The organism is Pontibacter toksunensis (genome assembly GCF_042686245.1).
GTDB lineage: Bacteria > Bacteroidota > Bacteroidia > Cytophagales > Hymenobacteraceae > Pontibacter > Pontibacter toksunensis.
Map to the genome: position 1 here is coordinate 406,332 of NZ_JBHUOX010000001.1, position 18,422 is coordinate 424,753.

15 protein-coding genes and 1 pseudogene are annotated in these 18,422 nt (G+C 46.4%); 8 read left to right on the forward strand and 8 right to left on the reverse strand.

The genetic code is table 11. The features are described 5' to 3' along the window. Positions 1-10 precede the first annotated feature (10 nt). Entirely contained in the window at positions 11-925 is a 915-nt protein-coding gene (locus ACFS7Z_RS01795; RefSeq protein WP_377479968.1) for a YsnF/AvaK domain-containing protein, read from the forward strand. A gap of 103 nt (positions 926-1,028) precedes the next feature. Here ACFS7Z_RS01795 and ACFS7Z_RS01800 read toward each other — a convergent pair. Both ACFS7Z_RS01800 and ACFS7Z_RS01805 read right to left on the reverse strand, forming a co-directional pair. Continuing rightward, a pseudogene (locus tag ACFS7Z_RS01800) lies at positions 1,029-1,187 on the reverse strand (SelT/SelW/SelH family protein); the annotation flags it as partial. A gap of 63 nt (positions 1,188-1,250) precedes the next feature. Continuing rightward, complete coding sequence (locus ACFS7Z_RS01805; RefSeq protein WP_377479970.1) at positions 1,251-3,794, reverse strand: family 20 glycosylhydrolase; 2,544 nt, start codon at positions 3,792-3,794, stop codon at positions 1,251-1,253. A gap of 399 nt (positions 3,795-4,193) precedes the next feature. Here ACFS7Z_RS01805 and ACFS7Z_RS01810 point away from each other — a divergent pair, with 399 nt between their 5' ends. After that, a complete protein-coding gene (locus ACFS7Z_RS01810; protein ID WP_377479973.1) occupies positions 4,194-5,366 on the forward strand; it encodes a Gfo/Idh/MocA family protein in 1,173 nt (390 codons plus the stop codon). A gap of 78 nt (positions 5,367-5,444) precedes the next feature. Here ACFS7Z_RS01810 and ACFS7Z_RS01815 read toward each other — a convergent pair whose 3' ends face one another. The 3 genes from ACFS7Z_RS01815 to ACFS7Z_RS01825 all read right to left on the reverse strand — a co-directional run bounded on the left by ACFS7Z_RS01815 (position 5,445) and on the right by ACFS7Z_RS01825 (position 8,595). Then, positions 5,445-6,209: an MBL fold metallo-hydrolase gene (locus ACFS7Z_RS01815; protein ID WP_377479976.1), complete on the reverse strand. Its 765-nt coding sequence runs from the start codon at positions 6,207-6,209 to the stop codon at positions 5,445-5,447. Between the two features lie 185 nt (positions 6,210-6,394). Beyond that, the gene (locus tag ACFS7Z_RS01820; RefSeq protein WP_377479979.1) at positions 6,395-7,747 is read right to left on the reverse strand and encodes a hypothetical protein; all 1,353 of its coding nucleotides are present in this window, start codon (positions 7,745-7,747) and stop codon (positions 6,395-6,397) included. 53 nt (positions 7,748-7,800) lie between these two features. Next, positions 7,801-8,595 carry a thymidylate synthase gene (locus tag ACFS7Z_RS01825; protein WP_377479982.1) on the reverse strand — a complete coding sequence of 265 codons (795 nt, stop codon included), beginning with the start codon at positions 8,593-8,595 and terminating at the stop codon, positions 7,801-7,803. A gap of 193 nt (positions 8,596-8,788) precedes the next feature. On the opposite strand from ACFS7Z_RS01825, the gene ACFS7Z_RS01830 reads away from it, so the two are divergent. The 4 genes from ACFS7Z_RS01830 to ACFS7Z_RS01845 all read left to right on the forward strand — a co-directional run bounded on the left by ACFS7Z_RS01830 (position 8,789) and on the right by ACFS7Z_RS01845 (position 14,489). Continuing rightward, positions 8,789-11,044 carry an efflux RND transporter permease subunit gene (locus tag ACFS7Z_RS01830; protein WP_377479985.1) on the forward strand — a complete coding sequence of 752 codons (2,256 nt, stop codon included), beginning with the start codon at positions 8,789-8,791 and terminating at the stop codon, positions 11,042-11,044. Between the two features lie 62 nt (positions 11,045-11,106). Continuing rightward, entirely contained in the window at positions 11,107-11,679 is a 573-nt protein-coding gene (locus ACFS7Z_RS01835; RefSeq protein WP_377479988.1) for a hypothetical protein, read from the forward strand. Between the two features lie 208 nt (positions 11,680-11,887). Then, positions 11,888-13,831, forward strand: coding sequence for an AAA domain-containing protein (locus ACFS7Z_RS01840; RefSeq protein WP_377479991.1), 1,944 nt, complete (start codon positions 11,888-11,890; stop codon positions 13,829-13,831). A 145-nt stretch (positions 13,832-13,976) separates the two neighbouring features. Then, a complete protein-coding gene (locus ACFS7Z_RS01845) occupies positions 13,977-14,489 on the forward strand; it encodes an FKBP-type peptidyl-prolyl cis-trans isomerase (protein ID WP_377479995.1) in 513 nt (170 codons plus the stop codon). Between the two features lie 86 nt (positions 14,490-14,575). On the opposite strand, the gene ACFS7Z_RS01850 is transcribed toward ACFS7Z_RS01845, so the two are convergent. Further along, on the reverse strand, positions 14,576-15,160 hold the full coding sequence (locus tag ACFS7Z_RS01850; protein WP_377479998.1) for an acyl carrier protein phosphodiesterase: 585 nt from the start codon (positions 15,158-15,160) through the stop codon (positions 14,576-14,578). A gap of 147 nt (positions 15,161-15,307) precedes the next feature. Here ACFS7Z_RS01850 and ACFS7Z_RS01855 point away from each other — a divergent pair, with 147 nt between their 5' ends. After that, on the forward strand, positions 15,308-15,808 hold the full coding sequence (locus tag ACFS7Z_RS01855) for a pyridoxamine 5'-phosphate oxidase family protein (RefSeq protein ID WP_377480001.1): 501 nt from the start codon (positions 15,308-15,310) through the stop codon (positions 15,806-15,808). 180 nt (positions 15,809-15,988) lie between these two features. Continuing rightward, positions 15,989-16,729 (forward strand): spheroidene monooxygenase, encoded by a 741-nt coding sequence (locus ACFS7Z_RS01860; protein WP_377480003.1) that lies wholly within the window; start codon positions 15,989-15,991, stop codon positions 16,727-16,729. 11 nt (positions 16,730-16,740) lie between these two features. Here ACFS7Z_RS01860 and ACFS7Z_RS01865 read toward each other — a convergent pair whose 3' ends face one another. Next, the gene (locus ACFS7Z_RS01865) at positions 16,741-17,451 is read right to left on the reverse strand and encodes a DUF1003 domain-containing protein (RefSeq protein ID WP_377480005.1); all 711 of its coding nucleotides are present in this window, start codon (positions 17,449-17,451) and stop codon (positions 16,741-16,743) included. 127 nt (positions 17,452-17,578) lie between these two features. Further along, entirely contained in the window at positions 17,579-18,238 is a 660-nt protein-coding gene (locus tag ACFS7Z_RS01870) for a DsbA family protein (RefSeq protein ID WP_377480008.1), read from the reverse strand. Positions 18,239-18,422: the final 184 nt, after the last annotated feature.

The window sequence follows — 18,422 nt, forward strand, 5'->3', positions numbered from 1 at the left end:
GAATAGAACCATGTCACATACAGTAGTAGGGGTTTTTGACACCTCACAGGAAGCACAAACAGCCTTACAACATTTAGTTAGCGGCGGCTTTGACAGAAGTAACATAGATATTGCACCTAATACTTCCGGAACAGATGGTACCGGAAGGGATAAGGATAAGGATGATGATAGCATAGGTTCTTTCTTCAGAAACCTTTTTGGTAGCGATGATGATCGTTCTGACCGTTACTCCAGTTATGCCCGCACAGGAGCAATAGTAACGGTACATGCTAAATCAGCACAGGAAGCCGATAGGGCTGCAGATATACTTGATGAGTATGGCGCCGTAAATCTTGACGAGCGTTCAACAGGGTATACAGCCGGAGCAACTGCAACGGATACTACCAGAACAGATACAACTAGAACAGATACTACCGGCAATGGAACCTCTATTCCGGTGATTGAAGAAGAAATGCACATTGGGAAGCGTACTATAGAAACAGGTGGTGTGCGTGTGCGCAGCAGGGTTATAGAACGTCCTATTGAAGAACATCTGCGCCTGCGTGAGGAGCATGTGCATGTTGAGCGTAACCCTGTTAACCGTGCTGCTACACCAGGTGACTTAAATTCCTTTAAAGAAGGAGAAATAGAAATGACAGAACATGCTGAAATACCTATGGTTGACAAAGAAGCCCGTGTGGTGGAAGAAGTAAACATAGGTATGGATGTGGAAGAGCACGATGAAGCTATCCGTGATACTGTTCGCAAAACGGATGTAGACATCGAAAAGCTTAGTGAAACTGAACTTAGAAACCGTCGCACAGACAGTGACAGTAATCTTAGTGACGATGAACTTAGACGCCGTCGCACAGATGGTGACAGTAACCTAAGTGACGATGAAATCAGACGTCGCCGCACTGACGGAGACACCTCTAGAGGCCTATAGAAATAGACAAATCATTATCATAAAAAAGGCGGAGACTATCAAAGTCTCCGCCTTTTTTGTTTAATCAGCTAAACTCACTAAACTGCCTAAAAACCAAATTGTTTCACTTTCTGTCACTGTGACCTAACGGCCTTTCCGGCGCTATCCGATCCCGAATCAACTGCTTCAGCTCTTTTGATTCTGGGAAGCGGCCTTGCTCCTTTCGGGAGTAAACCAACTCGCCATCCAGTCGCACATCAAAGACGCCTCCCGTGCCTGGAACAAGTGCTACTCGCCATTGGTATTTATCAACTGCTGACTATCAGAATGGTATCGACTGTATAGACTACTTATTTTCTACCGTTGTGACTCTGCCTGCTCTGCCTGTAGAATCGAAAACTGTTAGCTTGATGGTACCTTTTTCAGCAATTGGACCCGTGTACAGCTTGCTGCTTTTGGTTGGCTCTGATCCATTGGTCGTGTACCGCACTTCCATACCTGGCAGCTGTACATTGGCTACAACCTTCCTGTTCTCCACCTTTGCTCCTGCAGTTGGAATGCGGTAGTTGAAGCCTCCGGCATAATGGTTCAGGCGTGGCAACTCCCGCTTACCTAGAATATTCACGAACTCCGACCATGCCTGGTTATAAGCTGTCTCACCTTTCTTGGCATCTGTTTCTGTTGCCCAAACTGGGTCTGGTGCCCAGGCTCTTTCTACTAATCCCAGTAGCTTAGGCAGCAGCATGTACTCTAGTCGCTCCGGGGTTCTGATATGTTCCGTCCACAGAGGCGCCTGCAGGCCCACGATATTTTTCTTTCCTGCCTCCGTTAAGCGCTCCTTACCAGCAAATGCACCCGGCTTAATAGGATTGTTCTCCGTATCCACCTTCATGTTCTTCATATAATCATATGGGATGAAGTAGAAAGGCTTATCTACATCCAGATAACCGCCCCAGTTTAAACCAGGCTCCTCATATGCTTTCTGATAAGCCAGGTCAAGGTACATGTTGGTGACGTTCGTTAGCACCACTTTATAGCCGGCATTGGCTAGCCTGTAAGCCAAGTCTATGTTGCTGCCCAGGTTGTTCCAGACATCAGCATGAAAGTTTTCATTCGCAAAATCAGGGTTAGCAATATAAGTGGTCTTACCATTCTGTGTGACCTTTCTCATGCCAATCTCCTCCCAACCTGACAGGTACAGATTACGCTCCTTCAGCATATCGTTTACTTTCCCGAAGTAGTAGTACCAAAGGTCATCGGTGTTCTTTACTTTGGGGTTGGTGGCTATCAGCTTCTGCACTGACGGCGACTTCTCCCAAACCCCTGGTGGCACTTCATCCCCACCAAAGTGTATGGTTTTGATAGGCGCACCAGCCTCTTTGTACATCGCCAGAATCTCGTCTGTCACTTTCTCCAGGAAGGCATAGGTGGATGGCAATGAAACATCCATCACATTGTCATTGAAGTTCTGCACTGAGCGGTAAACTGATTTATCGTTCAGGTCACGGAGCAGGTATTTTTCAGCCTCTTCCTTTTTTCCTTCTTTCATCAGTCGCTCATAGCGCGCATCCATCGATTTAATAGCAGCACGGGCATGACCAGGTGTTTCTATTTCAGGGATCACCTTAATATGGCGGTCATCTGCATACTTCAGTATCTCCACAAAATCGTCCTTTGTATAGTAGCCGCTGCCGCTTGTGGCATCTACGTCTGGCCCTGAAGCATAAGAAGGCTGCAGGTTTTTCTTATCATCCAACGTATGGCCGCGCTTACTGCCGACTTGCGTCAGTTCAGGAAGTGCCGGTATTTCCAGGCGCCAGCCTTCATCTTCGTTTAGGTGAAAGTGCAGTACATTCAGTTTATAAAGCGCCATCAGGTCCAGCACCTTCAGCACCTCCTCCTTTGTCTGAAAATTACGCCCAACATCCAACATAAACGCCCTGTGCCCGAAGCGAGGTTCATCTTTTACATTAACACCTGTCAGGGTCACAGAACTTTGTTTTGTAGCCAGTGCTGAAGGCGGTATCAGCGTCTTCAGCGACTGTGTACCATAAAAAATACCGGCAGGCGTTGAAGCGGAAATCACTACCTCCTGCGGTGTCACCTGGAGCTCGTATGCTTCTTCTCCCAATCCCTGCTTTTTCTGAAGCCGGATGGCTTTTCCTGTGCCTGAAGTCTTAACGGCAGGCTTCTGCCCGAAAACAGTAGAAAGGTAATCAGCCAGTAAATTTGCTTCACGGCTGAAAGCGTTGTCAGTAATAACAGGTACAGCAGCAGTTAAAGAGAAGTTCTGCCCTGTTTCAGTGTATTGGGCCGGCGTTGGAAACACCTTCGTAAGCTTTTCTACCGGGATATCTTTGATTACTTTGTTCTGCTCATAAATTTCAGCTGGCTCTATCCACCCAATTTTATTCACAGACGGCTTCTTGTTTACTGATTCGCCTATGGCATATCCTTTTGCAGGATTATCACTCCAAACTAGGTAGAAGCCTTCCGGTGCTCTTGATTCATTTATCATCTGCCCGCCGGAAACTAATTCAATGCGTTTAGAGGCACCCGCAGCAAGGCTGCTGAAGCTGGCAGTAGGCACCATGCGGAGCAGATCGCCGTTGACATGCTCTATTTTGACTGGAGCATTCACCTCATTGGCTTTAAAAGAAGGGGAAGCATGGAAGTACAGGCTCCAGCCATTTGCCGGCAGTGGATCTTTGCCTGTGTTCTTGAGGGTGATCGCTGAAAGCGTCTGGTTTTTATTCTGGTACCCCTCCTCTACTACTTCCCAGGTCAGGTTCAACTCCTTCGGGTTCATCCTGTTTGTACCGGACTGGGCCAGTATAGTAAAGCAAATGAAGAAAGTACAAAATGCAATTAACAAGGTTCGTTTTATCATCTTATTTAAATAAATGGAACATAAGGGTTTCAAAAATAAGCCAGTAGCATTGGCTTTGTTAGATAACGTTTAATAATTAAAATGTATGTCAGCACCTTACAGCATGTATTAGAAAATACAGGTATACAGAATGCCTAAACTTTAAAATGCTCATTTATAAATATAATAATTTTTGGCTGATAAGAAAAGTTAGCTTCCTGAACAGCATGTGTAAGGTAACTTATAGGATTAGCTAAAAACTTTTAATTTCACTCGGTAGAACGAAGGAGTTATACAAATCATTTATGTTTTGGATGCTGCCTCATCTGTAGTATACTTTCCTTCTTCTTTTTCAGCTCAACCTTTTGCGGTGTTTTCCTTATAATTTGAAGACATCGATTTCAACTAGCTCCCATACTCATGAATAACAACGACATCCCCAGTTCGAACAACCGCAGAAAGTTTATAAGAGGTTTTTCCCTGGCATTAGGCACCACTGCTTTTGGTTTACCAATGCTCTCACTGAATGCATGTCAGTCGGGCAACTCCGGTAACCAGGAGCAGCCAGAGGAGGCTAACCAAGGTGGTGCAGAAAAGAAAAAGATGGGCATAGCACTTGTCGGGCTTGGTGGGTATAGCACAAACCAGTTGGCACCCGCTTTGCAGGAAACTGAAAACTGCTACCTGGCCGGTATTGTAACAGGAACACCTTCGAAGGCTGAGGAATGGAAAGCGAAGTACAACATTCCGGATAAGAACGTCTACAACTACGAAAATTTCGACCAAATAAAAGATAACCCGGATATAGATATTATTTACGTGGTGCTGCCGAACGGCATGCACGCGGAGTATACCATACGTGCTGCTAATGCGGGGAAGCACGTTATCTGCGAAAAGCCTATGGCCACCTCTGTAGAAGACTGCCAGCGTATGATTGACGCCTGTAATAAGAACAATGTTGGTCTTTCCATCGGTTACCGCCTACACTGGGAGCCTCACAACCTGCGTGTAATGGAACTTGGCCAGCAACAGGTGTTCGGTCCTGTCAAAAAAATAGAGACCGCTAATAGCTTCGTAATTGGTAACCCGGATGTGTGGCGGCTGGACAAGCAACTTGCCGGCGGAGGTCCTCTGATGGATATGGGTATTTACTGCGTGCAGGGCGCTGTGTATACTATGGGAGAGCCGCCTGTGGCCATAACAGCTAAATTTGGGGAAGTAACGAGGCCAGAGGTTTTTGATGAGGTAGAACAAACCATTATCTGGCAGATGCACTTTGCCAATGGAGCAGTGGCAGAGTGCCGTAGCAGTTACAACGAGAGCGCCGGCAGGCTGAGAGGCGAAGCAGAAAAGGGCTGGTGGGAGTTACAACCTGCCTACGGTTATTCTGGCATAGATGGCAAAACAAGCGAGGGCGACATGGATTATCCGCAGGTAAACCAGCAGGCCCTCCAGATGGATGGGCAGGCGCAGAGCTTTATGCAGAACGAAGAAACAAGAGTGCCGGGTGAGATGGGTATGCGGGACGTAAAAATTCTGATGGCCATTTACGAAGCGGCCAGAACAGGCAATAAAGTGCCCCTTAGCTGGTAAGGAAACATAAAAGCAGAAAGGACAGAAAGCAACTTTATGAGGTTTTCTGTCCTTTCTGCTTTTATACTTTAGGTGTAACTACTGCTTCGGATACCAGTCTTTCAGCCTCACCTCTACCTGCTTGTTCTTCGCGTTCACCTGATTCTTAAACGATTCTACATCGCTTAAGCCACCCTGGCCACGGTAGTGATATGGGTACACAATTTTTGGTTTGAAATACAGCACAGCATCAGCTGCCTGGTCTACATCCATGGTGTAGGGCAGGTTCATGGAGACAAAGGCAACATCTATGTTCTTCAGCGCCCGCATTTCGGGAATTCCTTCTGTATCGCCTGAAAGGTAGACGTTCTTTCCACCGAAGTTCAGGACATAGCCATTTCCCCTGCCCTTTACATGCCTGGAATCAGCGCTTTCCGGAAGGTTGTACATTGGTACGGCCGTTATAGGTATGTCTAACGCTGTAATGCTTTCGCCATTTCCTATAATCTTCAGCTGCCCCTTATACTTCTCCGGCAACTGATCTGCTACCGCCTGCGGCACTACCATCACGGCACCTTCTGTTTGCAGCGCATCCAGCGTTTCCTTGCTTAAATGGTCGCCATGAATATCCGTAATCAGGATCAAATCAGGCTTGGCAACTCCTGTAAAAGCCTCTGCTCCGCCTGTTGGATCAACATATATGGTTTTATTGTCCCAGTTCAACACGAGCGTGCCGTGCTGAACTGGCTGTATAGTAAGCTCGCCTTTATTGGTTTTCACCTGGTCTGGTGTATTACGCTGCTGTGCATTTGCCTGCAGTAGAGCGAAAGCGAAAAGAGTTGCCAGAATACTTTTTAATTTCATAGTCTTTCTTATTTGATAGCGAAGAGATATTTAGTTTTGGAAACTCAAGCTTTTGATAACAAGCTTTATTTCTTTGTCATGAAGAAGCTTATTTATTATACCTAGAGTAAAAAGATGGTATAACCCACATAAGCAGCAACGATCTTTAGGACGCAATGTTAGTGAGCGTGGTTTGACCACTGCTGTCAGGTTTTTACCCGAATGGTTGGAAACTTAGTAGGCATATCTTTGAAAATAATCTGGTAAATCCTTTCAATCCTGTCGGTATTAAAAGATTCTGTCACCTTACGTTCCTCTTTCCACCTTAGGTAAAACAGGAAGGACGGCTCCAGAATATAAAGTGTTTTTAGCTTCTGGCTCCACTCCAACAGCTCGAAGGCATACTTATTCTGGAGTTTGCTGAGCACTCCCAAGGTACTGTTAATGGAGGTGGCGGGAGGCGTGGTAAACTTCAGGCTGAGTTGCGCCAGCCGCTCATCTATCTCATGCCGCTGAAGCTTAAACGTTATTGGGTCAAGGGTGAATAATAGCAGCAGCAACTCATAAGAGTTATACTTTTGGCCACCTTTCCGAAATCCCCTGATAATAACATCATAAATATCTTTGAACACACTGAAATCCGTGTGCGCCACATTGTAAAGTGAGGTAGATAAATCGTCGATAGAAAAAACGGGTTTTGGCGCTCCCTTACTAATGTCGATCTCGGAAATCTTTTTATCAAAAAACATGCGGAGGCAACAGCTTTGGGTGATGATGGGCAGTCCCACACACTCCGTGGCAATGAACTCGACCAGCCGCTTTTGTATAGGAACGTTCAGGTAGCCGAAACCACTGGTGATGATTTGCTCTATGTCTTTGGTAAGCCAGGTGCCTACTTCTATATGGGCAATTCTACCTACCAGGTCTTTGTTGGAATAGGCTAGGTCAACAGCATGGTGAGTCGTACCCAACGCAATCACTGATACTTCTTCGTCTACAAAGGCTTTCCACTGCTGAAAAAGACTTTTCTTTACCTCATCTTTCAGATAATGGAAATCCTCAATCACCAGGATGTATGGCAGGTTCTTCAGCACCGGGATGAGGTGCTTCGGAGAAGGTTTTGAGATAATTTTTTCCCGGGCAACACTCTCGCTCACTTTATCTGAAATACCCAGACTCACCTCGCCTATCAGGTTAGCGAGCCAGGCCCATCCCATAGCGCCACCCACTTTTGTACTGCCGGTTAATTGTACATCCTCAGAAGCTGCTGTTGTTGTAATCCGGTCGAAATTCACATCTTCCAATGCTTTCCTCCAGACATCATCTGTTGCCATCTGGTCATCGCAGCGCACGATCAGTGGCACCTTGTGTATATCGGCCAGGACTTTCTGGTACAGCGTAGACTTTCCGGTTTTAGACGGACCCGTAATCAGGCACAGCTTACCAGACACATCCAGGTAGTCAGCCAGCAGTCTTTCATACTCGCCATCGTTCCTGCTTACATAGGTGATACTGGGGGTTCCTATGGTTTTGAATACATCTTTGATTTTGACTATCATACAGCACAAACCCTCACAAGTTAAACTAACCAAAGAAATATGATTTGCTGGTTTTATACTGCCACAGGCGCTTTAATGGCAGGATGCGGATTATAATTCACCAGCTCAAAATCGGCGTAAGTAAAGTCGAAAATATCCTTCACCTCCGGGTTTAGCCTCATGGTAGGCAGTTCACGCGGCTCACGGGTTAGTTGCAGCTGCGCTTGCTCCAGGTGGTTCAGGTAAAGGTGCGTATCGCCGCCTGTCCAGATAAACTCTCCCGGCTGCAGGCCTGTCACCTGTGCCATCATCAGGACTAGTAGTGCATAAGAGGCTATGTTAAAGGGCACTCCCAGGAAAACATCGGCAGAGCGCTGGTAAAGCTGGCACGACAGCTTACCTTCGGCTACATAAAATTGATAAAAAGCGTGGCAAGGGGGCAGCTTCATGTTTTCGATTTCAGCTACATTCCAGGCACTCACAATGATGCGTCGGGAATCCGGGTTGTTCTTCAACTGGTTAACCACCTTTGTTATCTGGTCGATGTGGCGGCCATCCGGTGTTGGCCAACTGCGCCACTGCGAGCCGTAAACCGGGCCTAAGTCACCATTCTCATCTGCCCATTCATCCCAAATGCTTACGCCGTTTTCTTTGAGGTACTGGATGTTTGTATCTCCTTTCAGAAACCAGAGCAGCTCGTGGAGGATAGACTTCAGGTGCACCTTCTTCGTCGTCACCATCGGGAAACCATCCGCCAGGTTAAAGCGCATCTGGTAGCCAAATACGCTCAGTGTGCCCGTTCCGGTCCTGTCTTCTTTCTTCACCCCATTTTCCAGGATGTGCTGCATCAAGTCTAAATACTGCTTCATCTTTATATCGTATGTTTATTTTATGTCTGATGTTAAAGATAGGATGATTTGTTTAAATGCATAGCTGAATCCACCACAGAAATATCATGGCGAAAGGCAAAGCTCATTTTACCTGATTTACCTAAACAAAAAGAACAGCCTGTAGTTGTATCTTTGCAAATAGAAAACGCACAGGTAAAGCGCCTATATAAAGTTGAACTACAAAAGATTAAGCCTATATACCCTGCTGCTGATAGCCATCCTGACAGCATGCAGCATTTACTTCGCTACCCGCCTCCGCTTCGACTATAACTTCGACAACTTCTTCCCGAAAAGAGATCCGGATCTAGCCTATTACTTCAGCTTTCGGGACAAGTTCGGCAACGACAATGACTACCTGCTGATAGGACTGGATAATGAACCTAGCATCTTTGATCATGATTTTCTGACGCGGGTGGACAGCTTAACTGCTTTTATGCAGCGGCAGCCAAACGTGGAGGCGGTGCTCTCTCCCACTACCGTGAAAAGCCCGGTGATCGAGCAGTTCGGCTTCTTTGAGATTCCATACCTGCACGTAGATGAGCCGGACCGTTATGAGCAGGATTCCATCAACATCTATAATTCCAAAGAATTAGTTGGCACTTTGTTTTCTGAAGATGCCACCGCTGTTTCCCTGTTCATGCAGACAGCAGATGATTTGGGTAAAGGAGCCAGCGACACATTGATGACTTCGCTGTACTATAAACTGGAGCAACTGGGGCTAGACCAAAACCATGTTGCCGGTAAGGCGCTGGCGCAATCGGTGTTTGTGGAGAAGATGAAGATTGAGCTGGCTATCTTTATGTCAGCCTCAATCCTGCTCGTTATCCTGTTCCTCTGGATCACCTTCAGGACCGGCTGGGGCGTCATTGTGCCGCTGATTGTGGTGCTGCTGTCCGTGCTCTGGGCGATGGGCGTAATGGGCTTATTTAATAAGCCGCTGGATGTGATGACGATGCTTTTGCCCACCATTTTGTTTGTTGTGGGTATGTCGGATGTCATTCACATATTTTCCAGGTACCTCACCGAAATAGGACATGGTCTGGAGAAAGTGCCGGCGCTCAAAATTACTGTCAAAGAGGTGGGCCTGGCTACTTTTCTGACGTCGCTCACTACGGCTATCGGTTTCCTGACCCTACTGACCACTGCCATTGTGCCTATCCGAGACTTTGGCCTTTATACTGCCATTGCCATTTTCCTGGCTTTTGTACTAGCCTTTACTTTGCTTCCGGCTATGCTTCTTCTGATGAAGAAGCCCAAGCCGGTGCCGGAAAACAGGTTCAGTTTTTCATGGCCTATGCTGTTGCGCCGCATGTTGCGCTTTGTGCTGGTGCACCCAAAGGGGATTCTTTCAACCAGCGCAGCCATTGTTGTCATTAGCCTGATAGGTATTACCCAGGTGAAGGTAGATACTACTTTTTTAGAGGATTTAGGGGATGATGATCCTATCCTGCAGGATTTCCAGTACTTTGAGCAGAAGTTCTCCGGTGTGCGGCCATTTGAGTTGCACCTGATAGCTGCAGAAGGACGTAGCATGTATGATTTGGAAGTGCTGCAGGAAGTAGAGGAACTGGAGCAGTATCTGAATAACACCTATGGCCTTAACTTTGTGACTTCGCCCGCCACTGTTGTAAAAACTATCAACAGGGCTCAAAACGGCGGACTGCAAGAGTACTATATGCTACCGGAAAGCAAGCGGGAAATGCAGACTATTAAGCGGCGGTTGCAGGCTTTCCAGGGCCGGAGCGAGTTACGTGGTGTCGTAACGGAAGATGCCAGGGAAGGACGCTTGTCCGGGAAGATGACCGATATTGGCAGTGCAGCAGCCACTGTATTGAACGACTCCCTTCGCAGCTTCATGGAGCAGAAGATAAACAGCGAGCTTTTAAGCACCCGCCTGACCGGCAGCTCCATACTCCTGGACAAGAATAATGAATATGTAACTAAAAACATGATGCAGGGGCTTCTCATTGCTTTTGGGGTAATAGCCATTATAGTAGGATTGATTTTCCGCTCCCTGCGTATGGTACTAATCTCGCTGGTGCCCAATATAATTCCTTTGCTGATGATTGGAGGGCTCATTGGCTTTTTAGGCATCAACCTAAACGTATCCATCTCCATCATTTTCACCATAGCCTTTGGTATAGCCGTGGATGATACGATTCACTTTCTGAGCAAGCTCAAGCTGGAGCTGATGGCTGGAAAGTCTTTGCCTTATGCTATTAAAAGAACCTTTATCTCTGCGGGCAAAGCGATTATTATTACCTCCTGCATATTGTCTGCTGGCTTCCTGACGCTGGTTGTCTCTACTTTTGATGCTACCTTCTATGTAGGGCTTTTCGTGAGCCTGACGCTTGTGTTTGCTGTTATTGCAGACCTCTATCTTTTGCCTGTGCTTATACTGCTTTTTTACAAGGCTCCACAAAAATAAATTGGCGCTTATCCAATAAGCTAGCCATATTTGCGTCTTATTTGTGAGAAATGTCAGGAGCGATGATGAAAAAAATATTGGCAATGGCCGCACTCTGCCTCTGGTTTGCAGGTGCACAGGCCCAGGAGCAGGACAAGCTGACTGAACTGATGAGTGAAAGGGAGCAGCTGGTGCTGGAATATCAGTTCTACAACCAGCAGAACAGTAATTTCTGGGGTAAAAAATCAAAAAAGGACCTCCTTAGCATCATCGAGACACTTAAGAAAATCATCAACACCGATTCAGAACTAATTGGTGCTATCAAGGAAGCAAGCATCCGGAAGGTAGCAGAAAGTACGGTAGAGATTCAGCGTGAAGGCAAGATAACTGTACAGGACCAGCGCATAGTCAGTGCACAGATAGCTGAATTACAGGGTCAGATTAAAACGCTGCAATCTAACATCAAGAAGCGCGAGCGCGTGATAAAAGACCTTGAAGTACAGGTGGCAGAGTCTTCTGAGTTGCGCTATGGCAAAGATAAAGTGATAACGGTACTGGCAGGAGCTTCCTTTGTTCTGCTTCTTTATGCTGTGTTTCTGCAGGTGCGGCTCAACCGTTCCACTACAAAAGTACGTAAGAAGAAAGCAGCAAAATAAAACAGCAGATTAGATGCCGGTGAACAGTAGGCTTTCATCAGATTTATCTACTCAACAGGAATTTTTAGAAGTATAAATTTTGTTCTATACCTGCTGCATATGAATGTGGTGCAGCCCGGGCAAATCAATTTAAATCGCCTGGGTCTTTTAGAAAAATTAAATTCCGAAAGGCTGGAGCATAAACGCCAGCCTTTCTTTTTTGATATACATGAGCGAAATATTATATGAACTGAAGCAGGTACAGGAACTGCTGAAGATAGAACAGGAAGAGGATCGCCAGCAATATAAAATAAAAAGCCTCAAAAGTACTATTGCTGAACGCAAGGCCATGGGATTTTGCTGGTACCCGGTAACGATAACAAAAGAGGAAATTGGCTTTGGCAATAAGGTGGTGCTGGAGCTGGAACGCACGAAAGACCGCGACCAGCTGCATCTTTTCCAGACAGGTAAATCAGCGGCCATTTTCAGTAATTACGGGGAGCGCCAGAACCTGAACGGTGTTATTGTTGGTTTAAGGCGAAACAAGGTGCTGCTGGCTACAAATAAAGAAGATTTGCCTGATTGGATTGACGATGGCCGCCTTGGTATCGATCTCACCTTTGATGAGATGAGCTACCGTGAGATGGAAATCGCCATGAAGAAGACGATTGAAGCTTATAAGACGCGCCACGCGGAGCTTCGGGATATTCTTTTAGGTGATACGCCACCACAGTTCACGGATGTGCAAACGGAAGACATACCTTCGCTAAATCCATCGCAGAATGAAGCAGTGCGGAAAATCATGCAGGCAAAGGATGTAGCCATTATCCATGGCCCTCCGGGTACGGGTAAAACGACGACGCTTGTGCAGGCTATTTTAAAAACGCTGGAGACACAGCAGCGCCTGCTTGTAACGGCGCCTTCCAATACCGCTGTGGATTTGCTTACAGAAAAACTGGCGCTGGAAGGCGTGAACGTCATTCGTATAGGTAATCCTTCGCGGGTATCGGATGTGTTACTGGAGCACACTTTGGATGCCCAGATAATGGAGCACCGTTCATACAAAAGCCTGAAGGATTATCGTAAGACGGCAGAAGAGTATAAGCGAATGGCGTACCAGTTCAAGCGCAAGTTTGGCCATGAAGAGCGGGCGCAGCGCCAGTTCTTCAAAGCTGAAAGCAAGCGTTTACTGGATGAGGCAGACCGCGTGGAAGAATACATCACAGAAGACCTCCTGAACAATGTGCAGGTGATAACGTGTACGCTGGTTGGCGCAGCCAACAGAGCCATACGCCACCTGGAGTACGACACTGTCTTTATAGATGAGGCTGCACAGGCGCTGGAGCCGGCCTGCTGGATTCCGATTAGCCGAGCGAAGCGGGTAGTATTAGCAGGTGACCATTGCCAGTTACCTCCCACGGTAAAATCCTTTGAGGCCGAGAAAGGGGGACTGGGCAAGACCCTGTTTGAAAAATGCATTGAACGCCAGCCGGAGGTATCGGTGATGCTGAAAACGCAGTACCGCATGCACCACAACATCATGGAGTTCTCGAATCAGCAGTTTTACAATGGAGAACTGGAGGCGCATGAAAGCGTTAGGAACAGCGATCTGAACCAGTTTGACCCACAATTTGCGCCCGGACTTGCCGTAGAATTTGTGGATACAGCTGGCTGTGGGTATAACGAGGTGGAAACGCCGGAAAGCTCCAGTTCTGCCAACCCTGATGAAGCAAACCTGATGCTCAACCACCTGTCGCTGCTTCTGAAGGACTATGCTCCTTCAGCGGAAGATGCAGACCCTTTGCGCATCGGGGTAATAGCGCCTTATCGCGCGCAAATCAATTACCTGCAGGACCGCGTGGAGCATATGCCGGATCTGCATGAGCTAAAGCAAAAGCGACTGTTGTCAGTTGGTACGGTAGATAGTTTCCAGGGGCAGGAACGGGACATCATCTACATCAGCATGACGCGCAGCAACGACAGCGGCGAAATTGGCTTCCTGGCCGATATCAGGCGCATGAACGTAGCCATGACACGCGCCAAGAAAAAGCTTGTAATTGTGGGCGATAGCGCAACTTTGAGCCAGCATCCATACTATGCTGCGTTTCTTACGTACGTAGAAAGTATAAATTCCTACCGCAGCGCCTGGGAGTTAACCGAGTGCATGCCGTAAGACAGAAAAATAAAAAACAGGGGATATAAAGGTGAAGAAGGTAGGAATATAACTGTAGAGAGGCAGAATCTGCCTGATGATGTGGCTTTCTAACTCTTAGAATTTAAATAAGTTAATCACTACGATAACCTTCAAACGATATAGCATGAAGATTGAACAGAATAAAGTGGTCACGCTCACCTACGAGCTAAGAATACTGGATGAGAATGGTGAGCAGAACCTGATAGAAACGGCCACCGAAGAACAGCCGATGGTATTTATATACGGCATGAGTGGATTGCCTGAGCAGTTTGAAGAAAGCCTGCAGGGTTTAGATACCGGGGATTCTTTTGACTTCAAACTTGATACAGAAGATGGCTACGGTGAATACAACGATGAAGCTGTTGTAGAGCTTCCTAAAAATGTGTTCGAGGTCGACGGCTCAGTGCCAAACGATATGCTAGAGGAAGGTAACTACATACCAATGGCAGACAGCGAAGGCAACCAACTGCAGGGTCGTGTGCAGGAGGTTGGCGAAGATACCGTTACCATGGACTTTAACCATCCACTGGCAGGCAAAGAGTTATTCTTCAAAGGCACAGTAAAAGAAGTGCGTGACGCCACTAAAGAAGAACTCGACCATGGCCATGTACATGGTCCGGGCGGGCATCATCATTAATACATTTTTAAAAATGAAAAAAGGAGCAGCTGAAAGGTTGCTTCTTTTTTTCAATATCATTTATGTAGTTCTACCAGCAGTTACACTCATAATTCCCTTTTCGCTTCCTCCACAAACTGGACTAGCTCCGGGAAAAAAGCTTCGAATTCTGATGCATACAAATCGTAATTCAGCTGCAGCTCCTCTCCTGCTGTCTCCATACCTGATGCAAAAGTAGCCCGGCGGCTCAAACCAGTAAGAGCTTTCGTGATTCCCTCCAGTTGCGCATAAGATAAGAGCCAGTTCTGCTGCTGCATGTACGGGAACAGGTGCTTTACACGGGGCGGCAGCATGTCGTAGTGCCGCTGGATGAGCTCATAAACCTCTTTTGAAAAAGCTGACAGGGATTTAGGAGCATAATTGTGAAATCCGGAGGCCAGGAAATGGTCGTAGTACATATCGGCTATGACCGGGGCAAACTTCCGGTATTTCGGTCGTAAGCGCGCCTTCGTTTCAGCTACAATAGGATGCGTATCAGTGTAGTAATCTATGAGGCGATGCAACCGGATACCTTTGGCAATACCGGGAGAGTACCGCTCCATTTGCTTACCTTTTACAGAATCAGCAATAAAATTACCGATGAGCAGGGCTTCGTCTTCGCCGGATAAAAAAATGTGTGCTAAGAAATTCAACAGAGAAATGAGTATAGGCAAATAGAAACAACAGACAGTAGTCTATAATGTTTTAGCGCCTGTTTCTGGAGCCTAGTAGCAACTGGCACTTATGAACCCAAAGCCGCCATGCCCCGTAATCAAACAGGAAACCGAACATGTAAAACTATGAATAACAACCCAAATACAAAGGAAAATCTCAATAAACTAGTAGAACTGATAAAAGATATAAAGGTGGCCATGATGACGACAATGGAGGATGATGGATGTCTTCGTAGCCGGCCGATGCGTGCCACACAAGTAAATGCAGATGGCGAAATCTGGTTCTTTACCGGGTATGAGTCCGGCAAGTCACATGAAATTGCACACGATTCACACGTAAACCTGAGCTATGCCAAGCCAAGTGATGAACTCTATGTATCCATTTCAGGTAGAGCAAGAGTGCTGCGTGACAAGCAGAAAATAGATGAACTCTGGAATCCGTTTTTGAAGACATGGTTCCCGGAAGGAAAGGACGATCCAAATGTCGGCTTGATAAAAGTGACGATAGATAAGGCTGAATATTGGGATGCCCCTAACAGTGCTGTAGTACACCTTTATGGTGTAGTAAAAGCAGCCCTTACTGGAGAAAGCCCTGAAGCTGGCGAAAACAAGAAGATAAACCTATAGGTATCTCCGGTAGCATCTGATTTGTAACCAATTTAGAAGTACTGAAGGTAAATGGGCACCTGCTGAACAATACAGTTCTGCAGGTGTTTTTGTGTTACAACACTTGAACAATTTCTTAGCTGCTAAAGTAAAAAAGTCATTTTTGTATCTTTAACTCCACATACACCAAACTTAACAGCCTTGCCTGAATCATCACATACTCTACCTGCCAGGTTGACCACCCTCACCCTTTTTGGTATCCGGAAAGGAAATATTCGCTGGGGACTGGCGCAGATGGGTACCTCTAGCCCTCTATTGGAAAAAGTGCCAGGTTTGCAATTTTTTAAATTGCTAGGCAGCGGGCAAGGCAAAGGCTTTAGTTTGAAACCGAACTTCAGGCGCTACGGCTTATTTTGTACGTGGGAGAATGAAGCAGCCGCAGATGCTTTTTTGCTTCATTCAGACTTGATGCAGGAGTACCGGAAACATATTGATGAAACCTGGACGATCAAACTGCTTCCTTACCAGTCGCACGGGCAATGGGACAAACAGGAACCTTTCGCTCCCACGCTCTCAGATAAATACAATGAAGGACCTGTTGCTGTGCTTACCCGTGCCAGCATCAATTTAAGACGTTTGCCGAACTTCATTCGTTTTGGCCTGCGTACCAGCGCTGCCCTGGATAAGGCGGAAGGCCTGCTGTGCTCGATTGGATTAGGAGAGTTGCCTTTTATCCGCCAGGCTACTTTTAGTGTCTGGGATTCTATGGATGCCATGAAAAAATATGCTTATAAAGATCCACAGCACCAGGAGGTGATGCGGCGCACACGAGCCGAAAAGTGGTACAGCGAAGAACTTTTCGCACGTTTTAAACCTGTCAGCAGCAAGGGTACCTGGAACGGTACAGATCCGGTGAAAGGAGTTTTAGAGCAGGAAAAATAAGTGCTTTTAATCTATACCTTTGAACGGGACATAATATCCTCCAGCAGGTCTACCTGTATCTGCTGAATCTCCATCAGGCGCTGGTTCTGGTGCACTATCAGGTGGTCCACTTTCTCGTGGAGCATCCTTATTTCCAGCTCCGCTTTCAGGTTTACCTTATAATCATACTCGGAGCGCTGCCGATCTTTTGATTCTTTCCTGTTCTGGCTCATCATGATGATGGGTGCCTGTATGGCCGCCAGACAGGAAAGTATAAGGTTCAATAAAATGAAAGGGTATGGGTCAAACGGCCTCGTGGAAAGTACATAAACGTTGATCAGCATCCAGATCAGCAGGAAAGAAAAGAAAATAGAGATAAACCGCCAACTGCCGCCAAAGGAAGCAATATTGTCTGCCATCCGGTCACCTAAAGAAGTGTTTTCAGCTAGCTCGCCCTCAATATTACTGGTAACCAATTCCTGTTCACTGATGCTTTTGATTACCTCCTGCTCAACTGACGTCAGCTCTCCCATTTCCCGGATAAGCAGCTGCTCCAGGTACTTTCTCCTGTACACGCCCAACTGCTCCAGTGTGAGGTAAGACTTTTCATCAAAGTCAGGATGATCAGCCTTTATTAACTCATATATGTTCTTACGAATGCTGGAACCTATAACCAGGTGTCGCAGTGGGAGTTGCTTTTGAGTAATGTGGCAGACTCCTGTAGGCGTGTGGTGCTTTTTCATGGCGATGGAGCATTTCTTTGTTCTGAAATATAATCAGATTTTAGATGCTAACTCCATCGCTATTAATGTTTTAATTCCTACTAAGAAAAAATTTAGAGTGCGCTAAACTTAGCTGGTATAGAACCTGTTACTGCTGATTTATTTTCTCCAGTGCTTTCCGTAAATGTGCCACCATGCCATCATAGGTGCGGTAGCCACGGCTAAGCAGATGCACACTGGTTCCATTCAGCAGGTATAGGCTTGGGAAAGCGTTGGCCTGTAAATGCCGCGCTATAATAAAGTCCTGCTGGGTCTTCTCTTTCATCTCTTCAGAGTTAAATCTCTCCAGGAAAGCCTCCGCCTCAATATCAAACTTCCCGGCAATAGCAGCCAATACATTTTCGTTCGTCACATCCTGGTTTTTAGCATAGAAAGCACTTTGCACTTCCTCCAGCATCTCAAATTCAGCCTCTGGTTTCAGATAACGCACAGTAACTACAGCACGGCATCCAGGCTCTGTATCGTAGATAAATTTCTCCCGCTCGAAAAACGTATAATCTATAGGTTGCCCTGATACTTTCTCTACATCCTGCCAATGCTGCTCAATTGATGCCTTCATTTGCTCATCCAGTGGCTGCTCTGTTCCCGGCCTTAAGCCGCCCATCACCAGCTTAAACTGCATAGTATCTTCCTGCTCCGTTACAATCTTCTTTATGACTGGTGCAAAGCCGTAGCACCAAGAACACATTGGGTCCACCACGTAAATCAGGTGTAGTATATCGAGTAAGTCGTGTTTCTTCTCCATCATCTTCTTCCAAAATTTAACAAAGGTATACACAAATGTTAAACGGGTAAAAAGCTGAACTGATAACACAGTTGTCTCGAATGCAATTCATAGAAGAAGTTAGCATCAGCTCAGTGGCAGGCGTTTTTATCAATTATCAAGGAACGGTTCAACATTTGAGAGATTAAACAATTATCTTAGCGATTTA

Excerpts from the sequence above, each read along its gene's own strand:
- ACFS7Z_RS01825 (WP_377479982.1), bottom strand. The coding sequence starts at position 8,595 with ATGAAGCAGTATTTAGACTTGATGCAGCACATCCTGGAAAATGGGGTG.
- ACFS7Z_RS01845 (WP_377479995.1), top strand. The coding sequence starts at position 13,977 with ATGAAGATTGAACAGAATAAAGTGGTCACGCTCACCTACGAGCTAAGA.
- ACFS7Z_RS01865 (WP_377480005.1), bottom strand. The coding sequence starts at position 17,451 with ATGAAAAAGCACCACACGCCTACAGGAGTCTGCCACATTACTCAAAAG.
- ACFS7Z_RS01840 (WP_377479991.1), top strand. The coding sequence starts at position 11,888 with ATGAGCGAAATATTATATGAACTGAAGCAGGTACAGGAACTGCTGAAG.
- ACFS7Z_RS01795 (WP_377479968.1), top strand. The coding sequence starts at position 11 with ATGTCACATACAGTAGTAGGGGTTTTTGACACCTCACAGGAAGCACAA.
- ACFS7Z_RS01820 (WP_377479979.1), bottom strand. The coding sequence starts at position 7,747 with ATGATAGTCAAAATCAAAGATGTATTCAAAACCATAGGAACCCCCAGT.
- ACFS7Z_RS01810 (WP_377479973.1), top strand. The coding sequence starts at position 4,194 with ATGAATAACAACGACATCCCCAGTTCGAACAACCGCAGAAAGTTTATA.
- ACFS7Z_RS01805 (WP_377479970.1), bottom strand. The coding sequence starts at position 3,794 with ATGATAAAACGAACCTTGTTAATTGCATTTTGTACTTTCTTCATTTGC.
- ACFS7Z_RS01855 (WP_377480001.1), top strand. The coding sequence starts at position 15,308 with ATGAATAACAACCCAAATACAAAGGAAAATCTCAATAAACTAGTAGAA.
- ACFS7Z_RS01870 (WP_377480008.1), bottom strand. The coding sequence starts at position 18,238 with ATGATGGAGAAGAAACACGACTTACTCGATATACTACACCTGATTTAC.
- ACFS7Z_RS01815 (WP_377479976.1), bottom strand. The coding sequence starts at position 6,209 with ATGAAATTAAAAAGTATTCTGGCAACTCTTTTCGCTTTCGCTCTACTG.
- ACFS7Z_RS01835 (WP_377479988.1), top strand. The coding sequence starts at position 11,107 with ATGATGAAAAAAATATTGGCAATGGCCGCACTCTGCCTCTGGTTTGCA.